17 protein-coding genes and 6 pseudogenes are annotated in these 19,216 nt (G+C 57.2%); 10 read left to right on the top strand and 13 right to left on the bottom strand.

Annotated features, from left to right (window positions below):
* The 3 genes from BSG17_RS19375 to BSG17_RS19365 form a co-directional block, all read right to left on the bottom strand.
* Positions 1 to 520, bottom strand: a 520-nt coding sequence (locus tag BSG17_RS19375) for a hypothetical protein (RefSeq protein WP_211609229.1), incomplete at its 3' end; no start/stop codon positions are given.
* Between the two features lie 61 nt (positions 521 to 581).
* Positions 582 to 1,130: a hypothetical protein gene (locus BSG17_RS19370; RefSeq protein ID WP_089827041.1), complete on the bottom strand. Its 549-nt coding sequence runs from the start codon at positions 1,128 to 1,130 to the stop codon at positions 582 to 584.
* Between the two features lie 191 nt (positions 1,131 to 1,321).
* Entirely contained in the window at positions 1,322 to 2,311 is a 990-nt protein-coding gene (locus BSG17_RS19365; RefSeq protein WP_211609227.1) for a site-specific integrase, read from the bottom strand.
* Between the two features lie 155 nt (positions 2,312 to 2,466).
* On the opposite strand from BSG17_RS19365, the gene BSG17_RS19360 reads away from it, so the two are divergent.
* The 5 genes and pseudogenes from BSG17_RS19360 (at position 2,467) to BSG17_RS19340 (ending at position 6,012) form a co-directional block, all read left to right on the top strand.
* On the top strand, positions 2,467 to 2,667 hold the full coding sequence (locus BSG17_RS19360) for a hypothetical protein (protein WP_089827072.1): 201 nt from the start codon (positions 2,467 to 2,469) through the stop codon (positions 2,665 to 2,667).
* A 435-nt stretch (positions 2,668 to 3,102) separates the two neighbouring features.
* A pseudogene (locus BSG17_RS19355) lies at positions 3,103 to 3,585 on the top strand (CBS domain-containing protein); the annotation flags it as partial.
* Positions 3,586 to 3,718: 133 nt separating this feature from the next.
* Positions 3,719 to 3,892, top strand: coding sequence for a hypothetical protein (locus BSG17_RS27200; RefSeq protein ID WP_170864876.1), 174 nt, complete (start codon positions 3,719 to 3,721; stop codon positions 3,890 to 3,892).
* Between the two features lies 1 nt (position 3,893).
* Positions 3,894 to 4,883, top strand: a complete 990-nt coding sequence (locus tag BSG17_RS19350) for a sodium:calcium antiporter (RefSeq protein WP_089827039.1) — start codon at positions 3,894 to 3,896, stop codon at positions 4,881 to 4,883.
* 478 nt (positions 4,884 to 5,361) lie between these two features.
* Positions 5,362 to 6,012, top strand: a complete 651-nt coding sequence (locus BSG17_RS19340; protein WP_244531614.1) for a magnesium transporter MgtE N-terminal domain-containing protein — start codon at positions 5,362 to 5,364, stop codon at positions 6,010 to 6,012.
* A 223-nt stretch (positions 6,013 to 6,235) separates the two neighbouring features.
* On the opposite strand, the gene BSG17_RS19335 is transcribed toward BSG17_RS19340, so the two are convergent.
* Complete coding sequence (locus BSG17_RS19335) at positions 6,236 to 6,571, bottom strand: hypothetical protein (protein ID WP_089827037.1); 336 nt, start codon at positions 6,569 to 6,571, stop codon at positions 6,236 to 6,238.
* A gap of 225 nt (positions 6,572 to 6,796) precedes the next feature.
* On the opposite strand from BSG17_RS19335, the pseudogene BSG17_RS28960 reads away from it, so the two are divergent.
* A pseudogene (locus BSG17_RS28960) lies at positions 6,797 to 6,895 on the top strand (DUF7563 family protein); the annotation flags it as partial.
* Positions 6,896 to 6,937: 42 nt separating this feature from the next.
* Here BSG17_RS28960 and BSG17_RS28700 read toward each other — a convergent pair.
* Positions 6,938 to 7,903 (bottom strand): DUF7961 domain-containing protein, encoded by a 966-nt coding sequence (locus tag BSG17_RS28700; protein WP_244531613.1) that lies wholly within the window; start codon positions 7,901 to 7,903, stop codon positions 6,938 to 6,940.
* Between the two features lie 268 nt (positions 7,904 to 8,171).
* Between BSG17_RS28700 and BSG17_RS19320 the strand changes: the two genes are divergently transcribed.
* Positions 8,172 to 8,762: a DUF7342 family protein gene (locus tag BSG17_RS19320; protein WP_089827033.1), complete on the top strand. Its 591-nt coding sequence runs from the start codon at positions 8,172 to 8,174 to the stop codon at positions 8,760 to 8,762.
* 3 nt (positions 8,763 to 8,765) lie between these two features.
* A complete protein-coding gene (locus tag BSG17_RS19315; RefSeq protein ID WP_089827031.1) occupies positions 8,766 to 9,248 on the top strand; it encodes a toxin-antitoxin system TumE family protein in 483 nt (160 codons plus the stop codon).
* Between the two features lie 1,236 nt (positions 9,249 to 10,484).
* On the opposite strand, the gene BSG17_RS19310 is transcribed toward BSG17_RS19315, so the two are convergent.
* The 4 genes and pseudogenes from BSG17_RS19310 to BSG17_RS19300 all read right to left on the bottom strand — a co-directional run bounded on the left by BSG17_RS19310 (position 10,485) and on the right by BSG17_RS19300 (position 12,721).
* The gene (locus tag BSG17_RS19310; RefSeq protein ID WP_394327975.1) at positions 10,485 to 10,757 is read right to left on the bottom strand and encodes a TRAM domain-containing protein; all 273 of its coding nucleotides are present in this window, start codon (positions 10,755 to 10,757) and stop codon (positions 10,485 to 10,487) included.
* A 24-nt stretch (positions 10,758 to 10,781) separates the two neighbouring features.
* Positions 10,782 to 10,961, bottom strand: a pseudogene (locus BSG17_RS27970) (IS5/IS1182 family transposase); the annotation flags it as partial.
* Positions 10,962 to 11,045: 84 nt separating this feature from the next.
* Positions 11,046 to 11,405 (bottom strand): annotated as a pseudogene (locus tag BSG17_RS19305) (IS66 family transposase); the annotation flags it as partial.
* Positions 11,406 to 11,647: 242 nt separating this feature from the next.
* Entirely contained in the window at positions 11,648 to 12,721 is a 1,074-nt protein-coding gene (locus BSG17_RS19300; RefSeq protein ID WP_089827026.1) for a DUF7972 family membrane protein, read from the bottom strand.
* Between the two features lie 246 nt (positions 12,722 to 12,967).
* On the opposite strand from BSG17_RS19300, the gene BSG17_RS19295 reads away from it, so the two are divergent.
* Entirely contained in the window at positions 12,968 to 13,363 is a 396-nt protein-coding gene (locus BSG17_RS19295) for a hypothetical protein (protein ID WP_089827070.1), read from the top strand.
* Between the two features lie 63 nt (positions 13,364 to 13,426).
* Here the strand turns inward: BSG17_RS19295 and BSG17_RS19290 are convergent, their stop codons facing one another.
* The 3 genes from BSG17_RS19290 to BSG17_RS19280 form a co-directional block, all read right to left on the bottom strand.
* On the bottom strand, positions 13,427 to 14,593 hold the full coding sequence (locus BSG17_RS19290) for a DUF7972 family membrane protein (protein ID WP_244531612.1): 1,167 nt from the start codon (positions 14,591 to 14,593) through the stop codon (positions 13,427 to 13,429).
* Between the two features lie 640 nt (positions 14,594 to 15,233).
* The gene (locus tag BSG17_RS19285) at positions 15,234 to 15,926 is read right to left on the bottom strand and encodes a class I SAM-dependent methyltransferase (protein ID WP_089827024.1); all 693 of its coding nucleotides are present in this window, start codon (positions 15,924 to 15,926) and stop codon (positions 15,234 to 15,236) included.
* A 282-nt stretch (positions 15,927 to 16,208) separates the two neighbouring features.
* On the bottom strand, positions 16,209 to 17,408 hold the full coding sequence (locus tag BSG17_RS19280) for a Cdc6/Cdc18 family protein (RefSeq protein WP_089827023.1): 1,200 nt from the start codon (positions 17,406 to 17,408) through the stop codon (positions 16,209 to 16,211).
* Between the two features lie 332 nt (positions 17,409 to 17,740).
* On the opposite strand from BSG17_RS19280, the pseudogene BSG17_RS19275 reads away from it, so the two are divergent.
* Positions 17,741 to 18,364, top strand: a pseudogene (locus tag BSG17_RS19275) (tyrosine-type recombinase/integrase); the annotation flags it as partial.
* Positions 18,365 to 18,916: 552 nt separating this feature from the next.
* Here the strand turns inward: BSG17_RS19275 and BSG17_RS28695 are convergent.
* Positions 18,917 to 19,117 (bottom strand): annotated as a pseudogene (locus tag BSG17_RS28695) (hypothetical protein); the annotation flags it as partial.
* Between the last annotated feature and the right edge of the window lie 99 nt (positions 19,118 to 19,216).

Here is a 19,216-nt window from a genome sequence, read left to right as displayed (position 1 = left end):
CTTGGACGATGGCGAGGTCGAACCCTTCCGCGATGAGGTGGGCGACGACTCCACCCACAAGAATGACCACGACCAGTCCCCAGACGACCGTAATTACAAGCCCGATCGTGGCGACACGTCGAAGCATCTGATTGGCCTCGAGGAAGACCAAGACTCCGGCGAGAACCAGCGCGACACCGAGTCCCCAGATGCTTCCTAATACGACGACGGTCACGAACGACAGCGTCAGTGCGCCCGCAGCGGCACTAAATGCTGTGACCAGGAGCGCGGCGAAAAGGACGAACGCACCGAGGACGGCGTGAGCGAGAAGCCGGAAGCTACGAGTTCTGAGAACGGGGCCTGTCGTCGTCAGGGCGATGCCGGTGAGGAGTGCCGTCACGAGCGTCGAGATGACGACGAGCCACACTGGGCTCCCCGAGAGCCACGTCCCGGCGAAGACGCCGACGGTAATCACGGTGAAGATGGTAACCGCCCACGGGAGCGGAATGTGGACGCGTCTTCGGAGAGCGTCGAGCGTCATCGACCAACGACTCTCCTCGGATGCGACCGTCGCCGTTCGTATCTGTGTCGTGCTTGTCTGTTCATCGCTCGTCCACCTCATTCTGACCCGCCGGGCGTGTCTCGCGGAGATCCCAGCGAAAGACGATGCTCGGAAGCGTCACCAAGACGACGAGGAAGACCCAGCCGGAAACCTCGCCTGCCGTGACGTCAGACCCGATGTTTAACGCTCCCGAGACGACGGCGAAAGCGACGTATCCGATTGCCGCGACCCCCAAGGCGAGTGTGACTCCGAGTCCGACTGTCGCAACACGGCGTTCCAGACGGGGAGTACCACGATACACGAGGACGCCGTTGAGAAGGAGTGCGATCGAGACGACCCAGAGGCCGGCCAGAAAGACGTACGCCGGTGCGGTCAAGAACCGGTCCGCGAGCTGGAGCACCGTCAACAAGAAGGCGGGAATCAGGACGAACAGCCCCAGAAAGACGTGAACGGCGATTCTGACGACGCGGCGGCCTGCCACTGTGTCGAGAACGACGACGGCGAAGACGGCGAGGAATGCAACGACGAGCGCGAAACTTCCTGCTTGCCAGAGGGGACGTCCATTCTCGACTAATACGACGAATACCATCGCGGCGACTGTGCAAGAGACCCTCTATGTGTTGCACGGGTCTTCTGATAGCACCCAGAGAGGTTTCTGTATCGTGCTGAATAGAGGGCGCAAGTCGGTCACACCGGCCTCTTCGTCTGGCTGGGAGGAACAGGAATCGGATTCATCCATAATCCCATAATCGAGGCAGCTCTGGGCGATATTCGACACGACTATCGAGGCACCCTGTGGAGGGTTGTGACTGCCCCCTTCTCGTCGAGGGTCACGACCAGTCGGTCTCCGTCGACCTCGAGGACCATCTCCAGTTCGAACGGGTCTTCGGAGAGGGTAGTCTGGCGTTCGACCACCTCCAGTTCGATCAGAATCCAGTCGTACCAGGGGTCGTAGTCATGGTCTTCGAGGAACACGAGCATTCGCGGCTCGGTGAGCAGGCACCGATTGCTCGGAACGCCGTACATCAGTTGACAGACGTCACACACTATGGTGAATTGGACCTCGAAGATGGTGTCACACGACTCACAGCGGCGCCCCGGTTCCACGTGGTGGTCCCCACAGACCTGAGGCGTCACACTCATGGTCCCGGTACAGTCGGGACAGACCCCCTCCACCGCGGACATGATCCGGTGTTTCAGGTAGCTGGCGGCAGTTGCTCGCAGACAGTGCGGGTAGACTCGACCCGGAAGGTTAGCCGCGCTTGCGGCAGCCTCCACTCGTCTGTTGATTGTTGACCGCGACCGGGGAAACGCATCGTAGCGGTTAGCGAAGCGTTCGATACACAGTTCCAGCCGAAGCGAGAGGTCAAACGGGATGAGCCGGGCCGAGGCTACGGTTTTTGGGTGCCAGCGGGACGCAACGGCATCTTCGATAGAGAGGTCGTCGTTGTGGGTGGTCTCTTGACGGGCCTGTCGTCGGCAGTACCCGCACCGGCACGGTTCATGTTGTGGGATACGAATCGTGCGGCGGTTCCAGTTGACCCACGCGGTCTGGAAATGCGCAATCTCTCCAGCCCGAAGCCCGAGTCGCCCTGCGATGAGACAGATGAATCGAGCTTCGAAATCGTGCGGTGCTGGAAGTGTTAAACACGCTTCCAGTAGGAGTTCGAACTGACGGTCGGTGAGGACATCCTCGTGGGTGTGTCGGGTCGTGAGCGCCCGTCGATGGCGATTCGCCCATTCAGTCGCGGGTTGGTTGTGGTGAGACACCCATAGACGTCCTCATGCTGGTAGATTGGGAGTACCGCCAAGTTGTGCTGAATAGAGGGAGCGAATCGGTCATCGATTCGGCACTCAATATGGGCAAATCGGAGTTTCACACTCGATGGCAAAAGCCAAACATCCCTTCCCTGTACCATCAGTTAATGAGTGAGTCAAAAGACGCGGGCACGAGGCCAAAAATATCCGTTGCAGTTGTAGACAAGACGCACGCGAACGAAATCCCCGACAATATTGACTCTGAACTATATACGACAACAAGGCCTGAGTCATCGTTGGTTGAGTTTGTGGCTGACCCTGACGGGGAGCTGGCAGAGGCACTCAGGCGAAACGGATTCGACATCTGACCTAATCCTCTCTCATACCCACTTAGCAGTCGGTTCAGCGTCAATGGGACGGAATTAACGAGGCCTCCGTAAGAGATTCAACCTCTGAGTGTTGCACGCCGCTCCTGACAGTATTCGGGGAGGTCTCTGCGTCGTGCTGAACTCAGAGCGCTAGTCTTGCAGTTGGTATTTCACCTCAACCTCGTCTTCTCTGATGAAGGCAACTAAGCCACCACTTTTTCTCGGAGTAAATGTCTTCTCGACCGTCGCACGACCAACTACCTTGACTACAATGCGATAGGCCTCACCAATACACCCACCAGGAAAAACTGAGAATCCATCGTTTCCTTCATTGTATGCAGCCAAACGACGCTGCTGTGAGAGTATCTTCTCGCCATTGTGGAACAATTGTATCCAGATGGCCTGTGGACGGTTCGTTCTGTTCGATCCATCCAGCTCGTCGTCACAGCCGACCAAACAGGCGACCCAGTCGGTATCATCACGAAGACGGACGTCATTGAGGCGCTTACCTGGGAGCGCGACGACCGGAACGCCGTGCAGGTGTTCGGACTCGACTTGCTGGAGGGGATGGACTACGACGACGTCTCCGCGTTGATCGAGAGCATGGCCTCGAAGTACGGGGAGATGAGTGTCATCAAGGCCAGTATCGAACTGCAGGAGCACAAGGAACAAAGCCGAGGCGTACCGCTGGTGCTCGCACGGATCCGCCTGGTCACCGACCGTGGCTACTTCACGGCCGATGGCGAGGGGTATGGTGCTGCTCACGCCCTCCGAATCGCCGCGAACGCGGTCGAACGCCAACTTCTCAAGGGGAAGACCTACGGCCAGTCGAAGAAACGTCCCGACAGTGACGAGCAGGCACGGCTCTACGGGTGGTGGCTCGGCGGGGAACTGCTTCGCCACTCAGTCCACGAGTAGGCACTTTTCGATGGCTGACCAGCAACGTCTCATCCCAACGTTGATTTGACCTCCTCAACGGTATCCGACCAGCGCAGGCTGATTGGACATGCGGAAAGGCTTTTTCGGACAGCAATCGTCTGTAGGTCCATATATGTCTGAGGCCCCGACCTGCGAAACCCACGCCTGGGCGTCTGTCGGGGTCATGATTCGAGACGGAACGGTCTACAGAGTCTGGGAGTGCGAGAACTGTCCGGTCTGGACCCTCGAACCCTTCGACCCCGACTACGAACGAGACTGGGACGACACGTGGCTGGGCGAGCGCTAATATGTCTGTCTCGGGGGGATTACTGACACAGATTGCTATCGGGACGGTCGCGTTGTACACGCTCGTGACTGCAGCGAGTCGGGCGATCGGCCGGCTGCTGGCGCTCGCCGAGTACTATGACGTCGACGAGGTCCTCGTCGGGATGACCGTCCTTGCGTTGGGAACGAGTCTTCCGGAAATCAGCTCTCACCTCGTCGCGTCACTCGGAATTCTCTCTGGCGTCCTCGAGTACCAGGTTACCTCGGCCGTCGTCATCGGCGGGAACACCGGCTCTTCGACCGTCCAGCAGTTCCTGCTCGTCGGCGTTCTTCTCATCGGGTATGGGACCATTCACGTCTCCCGGACGTTCGTCTACGAGAGCTATCTGCCGATGCTGGGTGCGATCGGTGCGACCATGTTGGTCGCCTGGGATGGAACGATTAGTCGACTCGACGGCGTCCTGCTACTGGGTCTCTACCTGATCTACGTCGGCGTGATAATCACTCGTCGAGAGCCAACCCAATCACTCAGGGAGCCCCCGAGTAAAAACCCACGTCGAGACACTGTAGTTGCCACGGGTCTGCTCGTCCTCGTCCTGCTCTCCGCCTCGCTTCTGCTCTCGGTCGTCGAGGTAGTCGTCGATACGCTTGCCATCGGTGGCTCCATGGTCGGTGTCGTAACCATCGGCGTAGCCGCCGCATTGCCGGAGCTGACGGCCGTGATGGACGCCATCCGTCGGCGGTCGCCCCACGTCGCGCTCGGGACCCTCGTCGGGAGCAACATCGTCAACCCCCTCGTCGGCATCGGCCTCGGCGGTGCTCTCTCGACCTACTCCGTCCCGTCGTCCGTCGTCCTGTGGGACCTTCCGTTCAAGTTAATCGCCGGCGTGGGGCTGCTCGGCTGGGCGTTGTACTGGCGAGAGGGTGAGTTCACACGGACAGAGGGCGGCTATATGCTGGGGCTGTACTTCGCTTTCCTGGCGGGGCGGCTGGTGTTGTTTCCAGGGCAGTAGACGGTCGGAACGTCGCCGTCGCACCGAGATGGACGATCATCCCTGTCACTCCCTCGCTACTGGACGGTTCAACTGGACGAGCTGAGAGAGTGCCAAAGGGGTGAACACGCTGATACGCATACACCTCGAATGAACAAAGCATGCCGGCGCACCGCCATGGAACGCAATCGTTCATCGACTTCATGCAGGCGTACCTCCAGGATCATCCAAAACGCTGCAAGGAGTGTGGAAATGTTGCCCGTGCCCGGTCGGAGTGGCGCATAGAAAAGCGTGATGAGGACGGCCTTCACTTCGTGCATACTTGTCCGGAGTGTGGGACAGAGGACGACGTGTTTCTCGACCTCACCCCAGAACACGAACGATCTCGGGGTAGGGAGGGCTATGTGCAGCGTTTCCCTTACTATTGGTTCAAACACCTCGGATTCCGCTACGTCACGTCGGTTTCTGGGATTCGTGCGACGCGAGACGGGGTAACCGTATGCAAGAATCCACGATCGATGTCCAACAGCAGATAGCTGCCTCGGAGACACCAGGTACGGAGTTTCAGGCACTACCGTGGACACGACAACGAGTCGTGTTCTTCCAGCTACCCGAGTCGATTCAGCGAGACGTGCTCGACGACATGGACCGCCAGGAGGTACGGCGATTCGTCCGCCGACTCGACCCCGACGATGCGACCGACGTGATCGGATTGCTCGACGGGGACTCTCAGGAGGCCGTGCTCAGTCAGCTCGATACTGACCGACGAGAGCGGATCGAGTTCCTCCTGAAGTTCAGTCCGGACAGCGCCGCTGGTATGATGGATCTCGGCTACGTCACCGTCGACAAGGACCAGGGATTCGAAGAGGTGGCACGGCTCGTTCGACGCCACGAGGCCCGAACGGGGCGCTTCCCGACCGTCTTCGTCACCGATGGTGACGAGGTATCGGGCGAGTTACCTGGCCATACCCTGGCCATGGCTGGCCACGGGCCGACGGTCATCACCGAGTATCTTCGCCCCGCTCCCACGGTTCGATACGAACAGTCCGAATCGGAGGTTATCGAGGTGTTCAGGGCCAACCCGCAGAGTAAAATCGTCGTCGGCTCACCACCGTCTCAGCAGGTTATCAATCTCTCAGACTGGGTGTAGCCGAAGCGCGCGCGTTCTATTGATATACTCGCCCAAAATATTTATCAGCTGTTTCACTCCGAGATCAAGAATTGAAACAGCTCCGGTGCTGTATACACTCTCTGAGTCTTGCACGCGGCTTCTAACAACACCCAGAGAAAAGACAGCGTGATTATCTGAATCGGTTGCGAACCCCCACAAACGGCTGTTCATGGCGGCTGGACACAGCAGCGTGTGACCGTCACTACGGAGAGTCGTCTCCTACGGTCCCACTCCAGAGTTGCAATCGCTGGCGCAACCACTCGGGGTCGGTCGTCTCGCCCTGCAGCAGGAGCTCATCGAGCATCCACCGGAAGATACTCCCCATCGTCCACAGCAACGCGAGTGTCTCGTCGTCGAGAGCAGCAGGCTCCGTGCCCTCGAAGTGTTCAACGAGGATCGCGACCTGCTCGGTCGTCGGATCATCTGCGTTGGCGACGTACTCACGACCGACGTCGATGAACCAGTCACAGATGTACTCATTATCGGCAAATGAGTGGTCGCCGTCGCCGACAACCTCCTCAAGCAGTTGCTCGGTCATAGTGGAACGTTGGTGAGATGGAATCTAAAAGGACTGGTGGTGGAGCACGCCTCGAGACGGACGTCGCTCTGATGCCTCGCAATGGTCGCTCGTGTGGGCAACTCGAACGTCGAGTGGGCAGATGCGCCCTACGACCACCCGAGCCAAGATTTGGGAGACGTCAACGAGAGTTGTAAACCGGATATGACACGTAAATTTATATCACAGACATCGAGTGGAATACATATGCCAACGTGTCAGAGTTGTGGATCCAGTGTTGCAAAACAGTATATCCGTGTCTTTACACCAGACGAGCTGGAGAACCCACGAGTGTGTCCCCACTGTTGAGACAGACTCAACCCTGAACACACCACCACTTCCAGTGCTCTACTCTCGATCAGCGAACGCCACTTCGTCAACCGAGTACGAATACACCGACAGCTCGTGTGACGCACAGTACTCTTCAAGATCCGCCACCGGAACCGCCTCACCGTCGAACTGCCCCTCGTAGACAACCTGAACACCATCCTCAGCCGTAATCACAATTGCGACATCCGGGTCGTCGTGGCTGGTTTTCACCACCCGGTCACCACTCACGAATGGGTTCTCTGCAAACTCCAGATTCGTGTGCTTGTACGTGTAGCACTTGATCTGTTGGTCGTGGCAGTAGGAAGCAAGTTTGGCGGGGTGAATCGTTCGCCAGTCACCGGGACCTTCGTCAAGCGTCGCAGGGAACGTCACTTGAATTTCCTCGCCGTCCATCGTCTGGCCCATCACACTCGCCTCGTGCTCCGGTGGCAGCACGTCGATCACCACTCCAACAGACGCATCAGCGTCGCCGCTCTTCACCACCCGGTCACCCGGTCCGAACGGACTCGAGGGCCGCTGGTTCATGTGGGCAGTGTTCGGACCGAGATCGATGAGTTCGTTCATCGGGCGAACCGCTAGATGGTCGAGTTTGCTCAGGTTCCCACCTTCGTAGGATTCCTCAGCACTGACCTTCCCTTCGAGTGTTCGCGTTCGGACCCAGCCAAGCAACATGAGCGCATCTTCGTTGTCGCGGTGCCACGCCATCACGATAATGTCGTCATCGGGATCGTTCTCATAGAGCGTCTTCGGGAGGAACGCCGAAACGTCTCGCGACGTCTTCACGTCGACCGTATAGCCGAAGACCTCGAAGTCATGGCCCGAATAGCTCTCGGGGTTACACAGACGCATGGCGTCGTCATTCTCCCAGTGCCACATTTCGACGGGCAGATATTCACGGCAGAACGATTCGAAGGCGAGTTCCCCAAGGTTGCTAATGCGTTTGACGTCGATGTCGCCTTGGTTCGTCTCGGTGACCTGTTTCAACGCTTAATGGTGGGCACGTTCGCGGTCGATTTCGTCAGGGCGGTAGCGGTACATTCAATCTGAACGAATATTCTTCTTAAGATAACTATTGTGCTGTCTCTCGGACCACTGTGGACCTAGAATCGCCATATTGAGGCAAGACAGATAATTAGGATCTTCCCGTATCGTGGGCAAGTGTGCCCGAAGTTGTTGGTTACCCCGCATACGCAAAGTAAAGGAGTATAGAACTCGCCAAAGTACTATACTCCCGCATCCCGTCACCAGAGCTATGAGCAATCGAACGCCACCTGACGACTTCAGCGACATCAACGACGCTGTCGGCGAGGAATGGGAAGCTGAGACGACGCCCTATGAGCGAGTGCGCCACGTCATCGCCCATACGTACGCGCCTGTCTCGGCTGACGCCGTCGCGACAGACGCCCGGACGTCGCCGAAAACAGCACGCAAGCACCTCAATGCACTTGCTACTGAAGGCTTCGTCACTACTGCAACCGGCGAACACGGCGGGACGACCTATCGACGGTCGCCTGAGTCGCTCGTCGTCGAGCAGGCCGCAGACATCCTTGAACACGTCTCGACTGACGAGCTTGTCACACGCATTGCAGGGATGCGTGAGCAACTCAAGGACTACCAGACAAAGTACGGCGTCGAATCACCCGAGGAGGTGACCGTCGAGCAGACGAACCAGACGCTCTCGGAGTCTGAGTCCACACAGCCGGACATCGATGCTGAAACAATCCGCGAGTGGCAGACGACGCGGCGGAATCTTGCGTTTGCGAACGCCGCACTCTCGATCGCGAACGCCGAGCGCTTCGTCGACGACGGCCTGCGACCGACGGACAAGAGTGTCTCCGTCTAACCGATGGGAGAGACAACGACAACAGACGAACCACACGCACTCCGCGGAGCGATCGACCGCGCAGCGCTGCTCACGATTCGTGATGTGATCGAGCAAACCGAGCCGCTTGCAACACCGACGCTGGACGATTATCTCAATCCATCTGTACTCACCGTCACGCTCGATGATGGCCTCTGTAGTGCCGACGCTGCCCGCCTTGACGTGCAGTGGACGACCCATGGTGACTACAAATTCCACTACACGGATTCCGACGGCATGAACGTCCGGTGGGGAAAGCATCCGCACAATGGCGACTATATTCACGTGCCGGAACTCGAACATGACCACCCACCACCAGATGCGACCTCAGATCCTGACGACGTCGAAGACTCCTGTATCAAACAGTCCGTCGAAGTGCTCGTCACACGCGCCGTGCTCAGACTGTGGCGCGTCGCGTATCACGCCGAGTCCTACGAACCTCTGAACGCCGCGAGCAATCCACCGTAGCGACGAACGAACCGCAACACATCGTCACTGTTGTGGACATCACAGTCGTCGCGACTATACCGTGAGTACCGCTCACTGCCGTCGCCGGGTCGCATATCACACTCATCACAGCCGTGTGTGATGAGACGAATGTCGGCGTCAGACGTCGCTCAGTGTGTGGTAGGCAGCGTCCTTGGAGACTCTTATCGCCACGGACACGGGGCCACGCCCCCAATGAACGCCCGTCACGGCGTCTTGCAGTACCATTCCTACTCGTCGGACTAACACGCGAGTGTCGCCACAGTCCTCACCCGCTCATCACACCCGTTGTGATACGCACAAACCCGTGGCGGTGTGATAACCCGTCGAAACACCTATGAAACGACACGCCATACCACTATCCACGCGGTCGGACGCGGGGTTGCTAGCAGCAGCACTCGAGAAAACTCCCTCGAAAATAGGAGTAGTAGACGTAGTTGACACGCATTTTGGGTGGTGAGACGTGCGAGGCTTATCACAACAGGTGTGATTAGGTGCAGGTTCGAGACGGAAAGGCTGACGAAGCCTGTGAACACCATCCCGAGTTCCTCAAGCCATCACCACTGTCAGAGGCAACAGCGACGGGCAACCCTGACAAGGTAACCCTTGTCGACGAGTAGCAACGGACAGGTTGATAATGAAGACGCGGTCACAACCCACCTGTGCGTCCATTGACGCACGCTAGATATCCCGGCCCTAGAATCACGATCGGCGCTTTTCTCGTCGGTCGTGAACAGCTGCACCACCGCCGGCCGTCATCCGCCACCTGACGGCTGGCTCCTCGTCTCGACCCCACGCAGTGCGTCTTCGGTGCGAGGTACATCGAACCACCACACAGAATTGTTGTCAACGTGCAATATTCTAGCGGTTTCAAAAACGGTGAAAAATCAAATCCTCCGGTAGTACTGATCTTGGAACCGAAAATAGTATATGTGGGGTCACACTACAATTCAGATGCGGCCCACTACTACGCACACAAATGCGTGAGAGAAGCCGCACGTCAGAGGCGCTCACCCATCCCAATTCGTGGCGATGATTCCGGAGTTGGCGAGTGACCGGGCACGTAGAACGACGATGAAACCGGCGTATCGACACGGTGGGACGTGGTGATTCTATCACCCCTCAACTCAAACCTCCAGTCAGGAATTTTTACGCACTTAGAGGCTCGTCTACTCGGAGGGTCACGTGGACGTGGGGACCGACTCCATCACCAGGGCGCTATGAGTCGTCGGCGACGATCTCGGCGAAGGCGACGTTCTCGCGAACCGTCTGAATCTTCACGTCCACAACCTCGCCGGGGTGGCCACCGTCGACGATGACGACGTAGCCGTGTTCGACCTTCGCGATACCATCACCTTGCTCACCAAGCGTCTCGATTGTAACCTCCCGGACCTCACCCTCGTCGACAGGCGGGCCCTGCTGAGCATCTGGCGACGTATAGGGGGCGGCGGAGGACTCACTCGGCGACGACGCGGCGGTGTGCGTGAGCACGCCAATACGATAGAACTCGCCGACGTCGAGGCCACTCTGTTCGACTTCAGCACGTGGGATCTTGAGACACAGGAGAACGATGTGTTGATGGAGCGTGTAGCGTTGCTTCGAGAACTTCGAAGAGTATCGAGCTACGGCACGTTGCGCTAACTGAAATGCTTCCTCGACAAACCGGAGCAACCGAGACTTTGGGAGGGTCTGCATCTACTCAAACTACCGACTGAACCTGTAACTCACTCAGGATTTCAACAGAGCCACTCCTTTGATTTAGCGACCCATCCCGACGCCGTCTAGTGATTCAACACAGCCGTCACAGGTGACCTCGACTTCTTTGTCGGGATCAGGCGTAGAACGCCACTCTAGGTCGTGACCGTCCTTCCGGCCGGGAGTGTCACCATCAGTTCGGACATCGTCGTCTTCGTCGTCCTGCGAGGTCGGGGACTCGTCAGTCCCCGACCGTCGCTTACTGGGCGGAGTATGCGGATTCTCGTATTTGCGAAGGCGTGTTTCGAGTTCATCAATCCGCTCATCCTTCTCTTGCAACTGCTCTCGGAGTTGTGTATTCTCTTGTTCAATCTCTTCGACTCGTTGTTCAAGTTGCAAAAAACGTGAGAGCAGCTCTTGCTTGGTGAGATCATCTTCAGTCACAGATCTCACCCCCAGTGCGGACAGCAGAGGCGACGGGATGGGCTCCGCGGCGGAGCCCATCCCTGAGGATCACCACGAAACTCTGCTGCCAATCCATACAGCCCGACTTGTGCGCCTCCTACGAGATGGTGGCGAAATCAGCTCGGGCTAAATACATACATCACATCGAAGATAACCCCGACATGGGACCGTGGAACCACGAGTGAACTGACGTGCGTGTCCGCGGTTGAGTAACCCTCCGTTCAACGCTGTGAGTCGCGAAGGATGAAGGGACCGACTGCAAGCGTCCGTTTCGCGATAGTCGCGAGGCGCGCGATGTAGGAGATGAGCAGGAGGAAGGGCAGTGACGTCACGGCGAACCCGCTTGCGGTCATCCAGATAAGGTTCGGGACGCCGAGCGACTCGCCGGTTATTGCACTCCCACCGAAATAGGTGGTGATGAATCCGGCAACGATGAGCGCCGGCACCGAGAGGTAGAGAATATTCTGCGAGAGGCTTATGAGTTCCCACTCGAAGTACAGCGTCTTGATGTGCTGGCGGGCAGGGCCGAATATCGAGAGTATCGTCTTCAGGTCGTTGAAGACAGTGAGCGTCTCGTCGGAGATATCGTCGGCGTACTCGTCGACGATCCGTTCGACTTGGAAGATTTTCCAGCTGTAGTTGTAGTCGAGCCCCGCGGCAACGACGGTATACGACCCGAACTTGCGTCCCTTGAGTCGGTCCGCCGCGGCGTCGGCGTTCTCGACGAGACTGTCCGTGAACTCGGCGACTTCGCCGCGGAACGTCTCGTTGTCGTTGTCGGCGACCGAGTCGCGGAGATTCGTCGCGTAGTCTTTGCTCTCCAAGATAAGCGCACGGAGAAACTTCGAGGGGTCTGCCGGAACTGGCGACCCAGTGAGTTCTTTCGTGTACTCGCGGAAGTCCATCGTACTACTCATCCGTTCGTGCTGGTCGCCGAGCGGTCCGTTCTCCTGTGAGATGACGATTTGCGAGATGGTCAACACGAGTGTAACCCCGGTGATGATGGCCGCAATCATCGTTGAGAACACGGTTTCGACCGTGTCGGCGGTCAGTGCGTCGGTCAGGTAGTGCTGATAGAAGAACGTCCCGCCGAAGACGAATACGCCGAAGATGAGAAGCGCCATCATCCCGGTGACGAGCAGTCGACTCCCGTCGAGGACGACCCATGTCTTGACCCGCGTTTCGCCGGCACGCTCACGCATCGTGTTCGACGTGCTGATTTCGTCGACGTCCGACGCGTCGACGTTCGGGTTCTCCTCTCGTGTCTGGATACTCGCAGTTGACTCGTCACTCATCGGAACACATTGCTTTCGACGTCGAGGGCAGCAGAGAGCGACGAGAGGAACGCCCCGTCGTCCGTCCTCGCGTTCTGGTCTGCGTTCGTGTCGGTCTATTCATTTCTCGATAACCAACACACGATGAACACTTTATCGCGTTGTTTGAGGCCATCTAGGCCGGGTTCTGTCCCCTCTACGTCGTGTTGAGTATGCTGCCGCTGCCAGTGCATCCTTATGGCCTCGCAGAGCAGTGGAGTGTACCTGATGGACTCTACATCCCGACTACATCGAGCCATTCTCGTCGGACTCCTCCTCGTCGCCTGTAGCGGCTGTATCACCGTACAACCGGACGTCGTCGCGGAGGAAGACGACTCGTCCGTGTTCGAGTCGGTGAGCACGAAGAGCGAGTGGGGCACCTCCTCGGTGCAAGCGTCGGTGACGCTCACGTCGTCGGCGACGACGAGTCAGGGGGTCACCCGGTTGAACGTGATAACCAAAGACGGAAAGTCGTTCTACACGACCACCGTCGACAGCGGACAGACGAACGCCTCGCTCCCTATCCCGACGCGTCAGTCGTCGAAACTCGTGGCCGTGAATACCGTCAACGGAACCGTCGTCGGGACGTACAACGTCACCGTTACCGGGACGACGTACCCGTAACTCGCCACTTGTTTCTTAGAGGAAAAAAAACGAAAACGCCACCATGGTAGATGATGGTGTCCGCTACGAGAGGATAAGCGGACCGACAGTCAGCGTCTGTTTGGCGAGCGTCGCCAGTCGGAGCACGTAGGACGTGAACATCAAGAAGGGCGTGACCGAGATGGCGAACGCAGTGCTGACGACCCAGAGCATCGTCTCGAGGCCGAATAACGTCCCAGGGAACGTCGTCGGGTCTACGAAGACGACCATACCACCGGCGATGATGAGCGCCGGAACCGACGCGTAGAGGATGGCTCGCGAAAGTTTGACCAGTGCCCACTGAATGTACAGGACCTTGACGTACTCGCGGACGGGGCCGAACATTGTCACCGCTTCGAGCATCTCTCTGAACGCTGTCCGCTCATCCGTACTGAGGACATCTTCGTACACCTCGCCGAGTCGTCGGATGTCATGTATCTTCTGGGCGTAATTGAAGTCAAGCGCCGGCGAGACGACGGTAAACGTCCCAAAGTCGGCATTGTCTAACTCCTCGTGCGCCGTCTCTGCGTTACCGTGGAGGTCACTGACGTACCGGTCTATCTCGGCGCGGAGTCGCTCCTCGTCGTTGTCGCCGACCGCCTTCCGCAGGGCGGTCGCTCGCTCTTGGCTCACGCGAAGGAGCTTTCTGATGAACGTCGCCGGTTCGGAGGGCGTGGTAGTGCCGAACAGTTCATCGGTATTCTGATAGAAGTCCATCGTCGTGTCCATCCGCGCTCGTTGTGTCCCGAGCGACCCGATCTCCTGCGAGAGAACGAGTTGGTTGATGGAGACGACGAGCGTCGTACTCGTGATGATTGCGCCGACGAGTCCGGAGAACACCGTCTCGACCATGTCGCTCGTCTGCATCATCGACACGAGCGAGACGGACTTAAACACGCCAAACAGCATGAACGTGCCATAGAGATCGAAGCCGCGATAGTGAGTTAACTCCGGTTCAGGTGTCGGCTCCAGTGTAGGCGTCGTCGCTGTTGATGCCGTTTGCTGGGACCGACGCTCACTGGTAATCTTTTCACCAACCGCGTCGGGGTCGAACGAGCCAAGGGCCAAATCCATGGTAAAATCGATGCGCAACGTCGCATCCACATCGGCGACATCGACAAGCCCTTCGGGGACAGGACTCAGCATCTCCGATTCGAGTCGCCTGTAGGCGCTGTCGTGGAACGCATCTCGGTTGGCACGAATGGCTGCCACATCGAAATACTGGAACCCGTAACCATCGCGCAGCGTGGTCGTCGCCGGGTCGGGTAACCACTGTCTGAAATCAGTCGCCGTGCTTCCAGTCGAGTGGGGACCCTGCGTCGACGGTTTCGGAGTGGGCGTCTCAGTTTGCGTCGTATCACTACTGGTCGATGCGTTGCTGAGACAGCCGGCACTCGCGGTGAGTGTTTCAACCCGCAAGTGTTAGCCCAGCCGCTTTGAGGAGGGCGCGTCGTGAGCGAGGCATAGAGAGGACTCATGGGAGGAATGAGATAAGTTTTCTCCACTACTGCGTGGGAACAATTTATGGGACGCTCCGCTCGGGGACCCCAAATGATGTAAAGAATAACAGATGGTTGGGTCACCGACTCGCAACTAGCTTACTGCCACACCATGGTTTGGAACCGCTTGTTTCAACTTCGACAGGCAGGGCAGTTTCCATTTCGGAGGAACTCTTCGGGAATTCGATTACCACAATGCGGACACTGTTCATATCGGTCCCTCAATTCCCTCTGTTGCGGTGACTTCTCAGCCATCTCTGGTCAACCCCATTGATTGATTGTTAGTCTCTATCAAATCAGTGTTGCCTGATATACCCACTTTTTATAGAGGAATTCTCACGGAATGAATCCGTTCATCGCCGCTGACAATAAGTGTGTGCGTCAGAGTCAACTGCGTCCTCCTTTCGAGTGAGCGTGCCGCGCATGAAGGGTTTCACTGGCGGAATTCCGAACGCGATCTCGTCTAGTTCTGACACCTTGAAGCGGTCATCTGATCTGAACGTCGCCACAGTCTTTCGGTTGAGATTACAGCCAGCGATCGTGCGACGCCAAACAGGGTTTACGATATCCTGCACCCGACCAACCACACCATCGGCGTGGACGTGTTCGAGGAATCGGAACTCACCACTCGGTTTGAGGATACGGGCCACCTCGTCGAGTGCCGTCTGCGTCTTTGGAATCGTACAGAACACGAGTGAGGCGATGACGACGTCGAACGACGCATCGGCATAGGGAAGTGTCTGTGCTCCATTCGGTTGAATCTCGATATCGAGGTCGAACTCGCGCGCCTTCTGTACTGCACGCTTCCGCATGTGCGGATCAGGTTCAATTGCGTGCAGATCGAGCGATGGATTGGATTTGATTGCTGATTTGAAATACGGGAACATCGCACCGGTGCCGGCACCGAGATCGAGCACCATCCCGTGGAGGTCCGCAGCGAGATACTCACGGTGTTCTTTGACGAGATTCTCTTCGGCTCCCTTGTTGATTCGATCGTACACTGCTGCAAACACTGGGTGTGAGGGGTGCTGTTCTGAATTCGCCATTGAGAGATCACCAGTTCCAGCCTACGAAATCGGGTATTTCGAAGGTGAGACTAGCGACTAAGATGTTCCGCAAAGCAATAGTGATGATGGGGGCGGTGCATGAGTTGACAGAGTGGGTTGCGACGGTGGACCATCGCTGTGTGAGCAACGCTGCATTTGTTGTCGACGTCGTCAGGACAGAGAGTACATTTCGTATGTTCAACTCCGAGATTGAGGTCCATCGGTGCCAGCAGTAAGAGAGTACATTTCGTATGTTCAAGCGACGATAGAGCCACTCTCCGGCTACTCTTCGGTCGCCTCGACTTCCGTGCGCGTGTTGATGATTATCTCAGGTTCCATGTCGAGTTCGTACTCGTAGTACTGGCCACCGCTCACGCCCTGATTGTTGTCGCGACGGGAGAGAAACCCGAGCATGTGAAGCTCAGACAGGTGATCTTGAATACTCTTCAGCGTCGTCAACGGGTCGTGGTTCCACGAGTTGGCCACTGACTCGTACTGTCGCTTGATGACTTTCGAGCGAACGGGGGCTTTCCCATGGGTTTGGAGTCGGGCGATCGCTTCGAGAATGAGTTGGGCGTGTTGAGTTTGGTCGCGAATGCGATTCTTGAGTCGGCCGCGTTGGACGAGGTCACGCGCTTCGTCAATATGATCATCAGTGATGCACGAGTCACCATTGCGTTCGGCGACCTCCGCCCCCATCCGCAAGAGGTCAATCGCTTGGCGGGCGTTCCCCATATCCGAGGCTGATACGGCAGCGGCCATTCTGATCGCCGAATCGCCACACCCGCCATCGACGAACGCTCGGTCAGCCCGGTCACGAAGAATGGTCCTGAGTTCGTGAGCGTCGTACGGTGAGAAAGAGATCTCGGTCTCCATCAACGTGTCCTTGACCTTCGCCGACAACGATTTTCTGAACGTGTACTTGTTTGAGATACCGATGATTCCGATACGGCAGTTGGTAATTCGGTTATTTGACCGGGCGCGGGGCAGCTCATAGAGTAGGGTGTTGACCTTATCGAGGTGGTCTATTTCGTCGAAGATGAGATAGTGAGTGCCGCCAATACGATCAAGCTGCGTGTAGAGTTCCTCGAATGCATCGCCCGTTCCCAATCCACGTTTTGGGAACGAACTTGCATGGTCGGGGAGAAGATCGTTGACGAGGCTCCGAACAACCATGAACAACGACTGCCCGTTGCAGTTCTTTTGATGGACGTGGAGGTCGTCGATGTCGTCGTTTTCTGTGACCTTCGCCTGGAGCGCGTCCATCATGTACTTCGTGACTGCCGTCTTCCCAAGGCCGGCTTTCCCGTAGAGCATGATGTTCTCGGGTTGTCGGCCGTTCAACACATGACGAAGCGAGAAGCGGTAGTCGTCGATTTCTTCGTCCCGCTCAAGAATCACCTCGGGTTGGTAATCCTCGGTGAGAACGTGCTGGTTGAGAAGAATATTGTCCTCCATATCCTCGAACGGGTCCGTAGACATGCAATTGGTACACACACTCCTTGGGTAATACTTAAAACCATGGTTCGTTAGATTCGTATGTTCGACTCAACTTTGCTAACATGCTGTCTTTGGGGTTCTCGGCGTGTCTATTGTGAGTGGACATACGAAATGTACTCTCTCTGTGTGCGCAGACTTGGCTCTATTCGCTCGCTGTGGACATACGAAATGTACTCTCTTTCTCTGTGAGAGAGGCGGCAGTCGGGGTTGAACATACGAAATGTACTGTCTCACTCTCCATGGACTTGGCTCCATTCGACTGCTGTAGACATACGAAATGTACTGTCTGTGACCAGCGCTACCAAAGTGGGGACGACGCTCTCGAACGGTTTCTCGACCGCCGGCAATCGCGGTACGGTCTCGCGACGTCGTCCGTCGAGACTCTCCGAACACGGCTGAACCTGTACGTCCGTGCCTATCGAGAGGCAAACGATACAGACGACCTCCTCACGCCGATTCAACGTGACGGGGATGCTCCGGCCTACGAAGCCGTTGACGCGTGCTATGCAGCGTTCGACTGGTTGAACGAAGACGCAGACCGTTCCTACAGCGCCCAGACCCTCCAGCGGGTGCGGCGCATCGTCGACGCCTGGTATCAACATCTGGTCGGACGACGCGTCGCCGCGATGAATCCGGCAAGTGGTCTCTACGACGAGTTCAAGTGGGAACTCGACGAGTCGTCGACGCCAGCACTCTCTGCAGCCCACATTCGGAAGTTGATGCAGGTCACAACGACGCCGCGAGAGCAGCTGTTGGTGGTCGCACTCGCTGGGTGGGGACTCCGCGCAAGCGAGGTCGCAGCGCTCCACGTCTCGCAGTTCAATCGTGACGTTGCCGACGACGACGTCCCCTACATCGCCTTCAAGAATCGTAAGAACGGCCCCGGAGAGGTATCGGTGCTGTTCGGACTGGATGTCCTCGACGCACGAATCGACGAGTTCCTATAGAATAACCTAATAGAGAACATATAGGAAAAGAGTCCACGTTAAATGCAAAAAGCTCACTCAGTGAGAATACCGATTAACGAGAGACTTCGAATGAATCTGTCGAGGAGAGTCCCCCTCCACCATTTCCGGAGCAAACGTGGGTTTGATCGTTCGTAGCTACTGAATACACAGGAATAGGATTGCATTGGAGATTGCAGTTCTCGCCCCAGATACACCCTCCACTGTTTCCGAAGCTTTCCAAGGGGCCAATTGACGTGGTCGGAGGAGAGACCTGGACGGGCAGGACAGGCTGATATGCAGAGGACGAAGATGGTGTCAATAACCCACGAGTGAACTCGTGGGCTTGTCAGTGGACTCTTCTTCTGCCTCCGTCATGGAGGAGGCGTGGAAATCACCATTCAGGTTCAGCGTCTCTTATGTTAGCGCACACCGACAGGGTGCGCCTCCACCCGAAGACGTCTGCCCCGAGTGGAGTTTCTTGAGCAGTTACCGAGCAATGTTCTTGCTCGCGTTGTAATCTGCGTTCAGTTCGTATTCGCACTTCTAGCACACGAACTGATGTTTCGACCGCCGATTCGATTCGTACGTAAACCCACACGACGAACTCGCCGTAATCACTGGCGGCGACCGAATCGGTTCGTCGAGCGCGACCTTGGTCAGGTAATCCGTTAACCGCCATAGATTGTAGATCAGCGTCGACAGCGCGAAGTTACAGAACCGAAGTCGATAGTTCGTCGACGACGTCGTCGACGAAGAGCGGAAACTGATTACAGAACTTGAGTCAGCGCTTGGGCGTGGTGTTCCAAAATTCGACGTTCGAGAGGCGGTGTATCGCGCCGCACT

The sequence above is a fragment of the Halogranum amylolyticum genome, from assembly GCF_900110465.1.
Lineage (GTDB): Archaea > Halobacteriota > Halobacteria > Halobacteriales > Haloferacaceae > Halogranum > Halogranum amylolyticum.
Note: the sequence above shows the minus strand (reverse complement) of the source record. Positions and strands in the feature narration are given on the sequence as shown.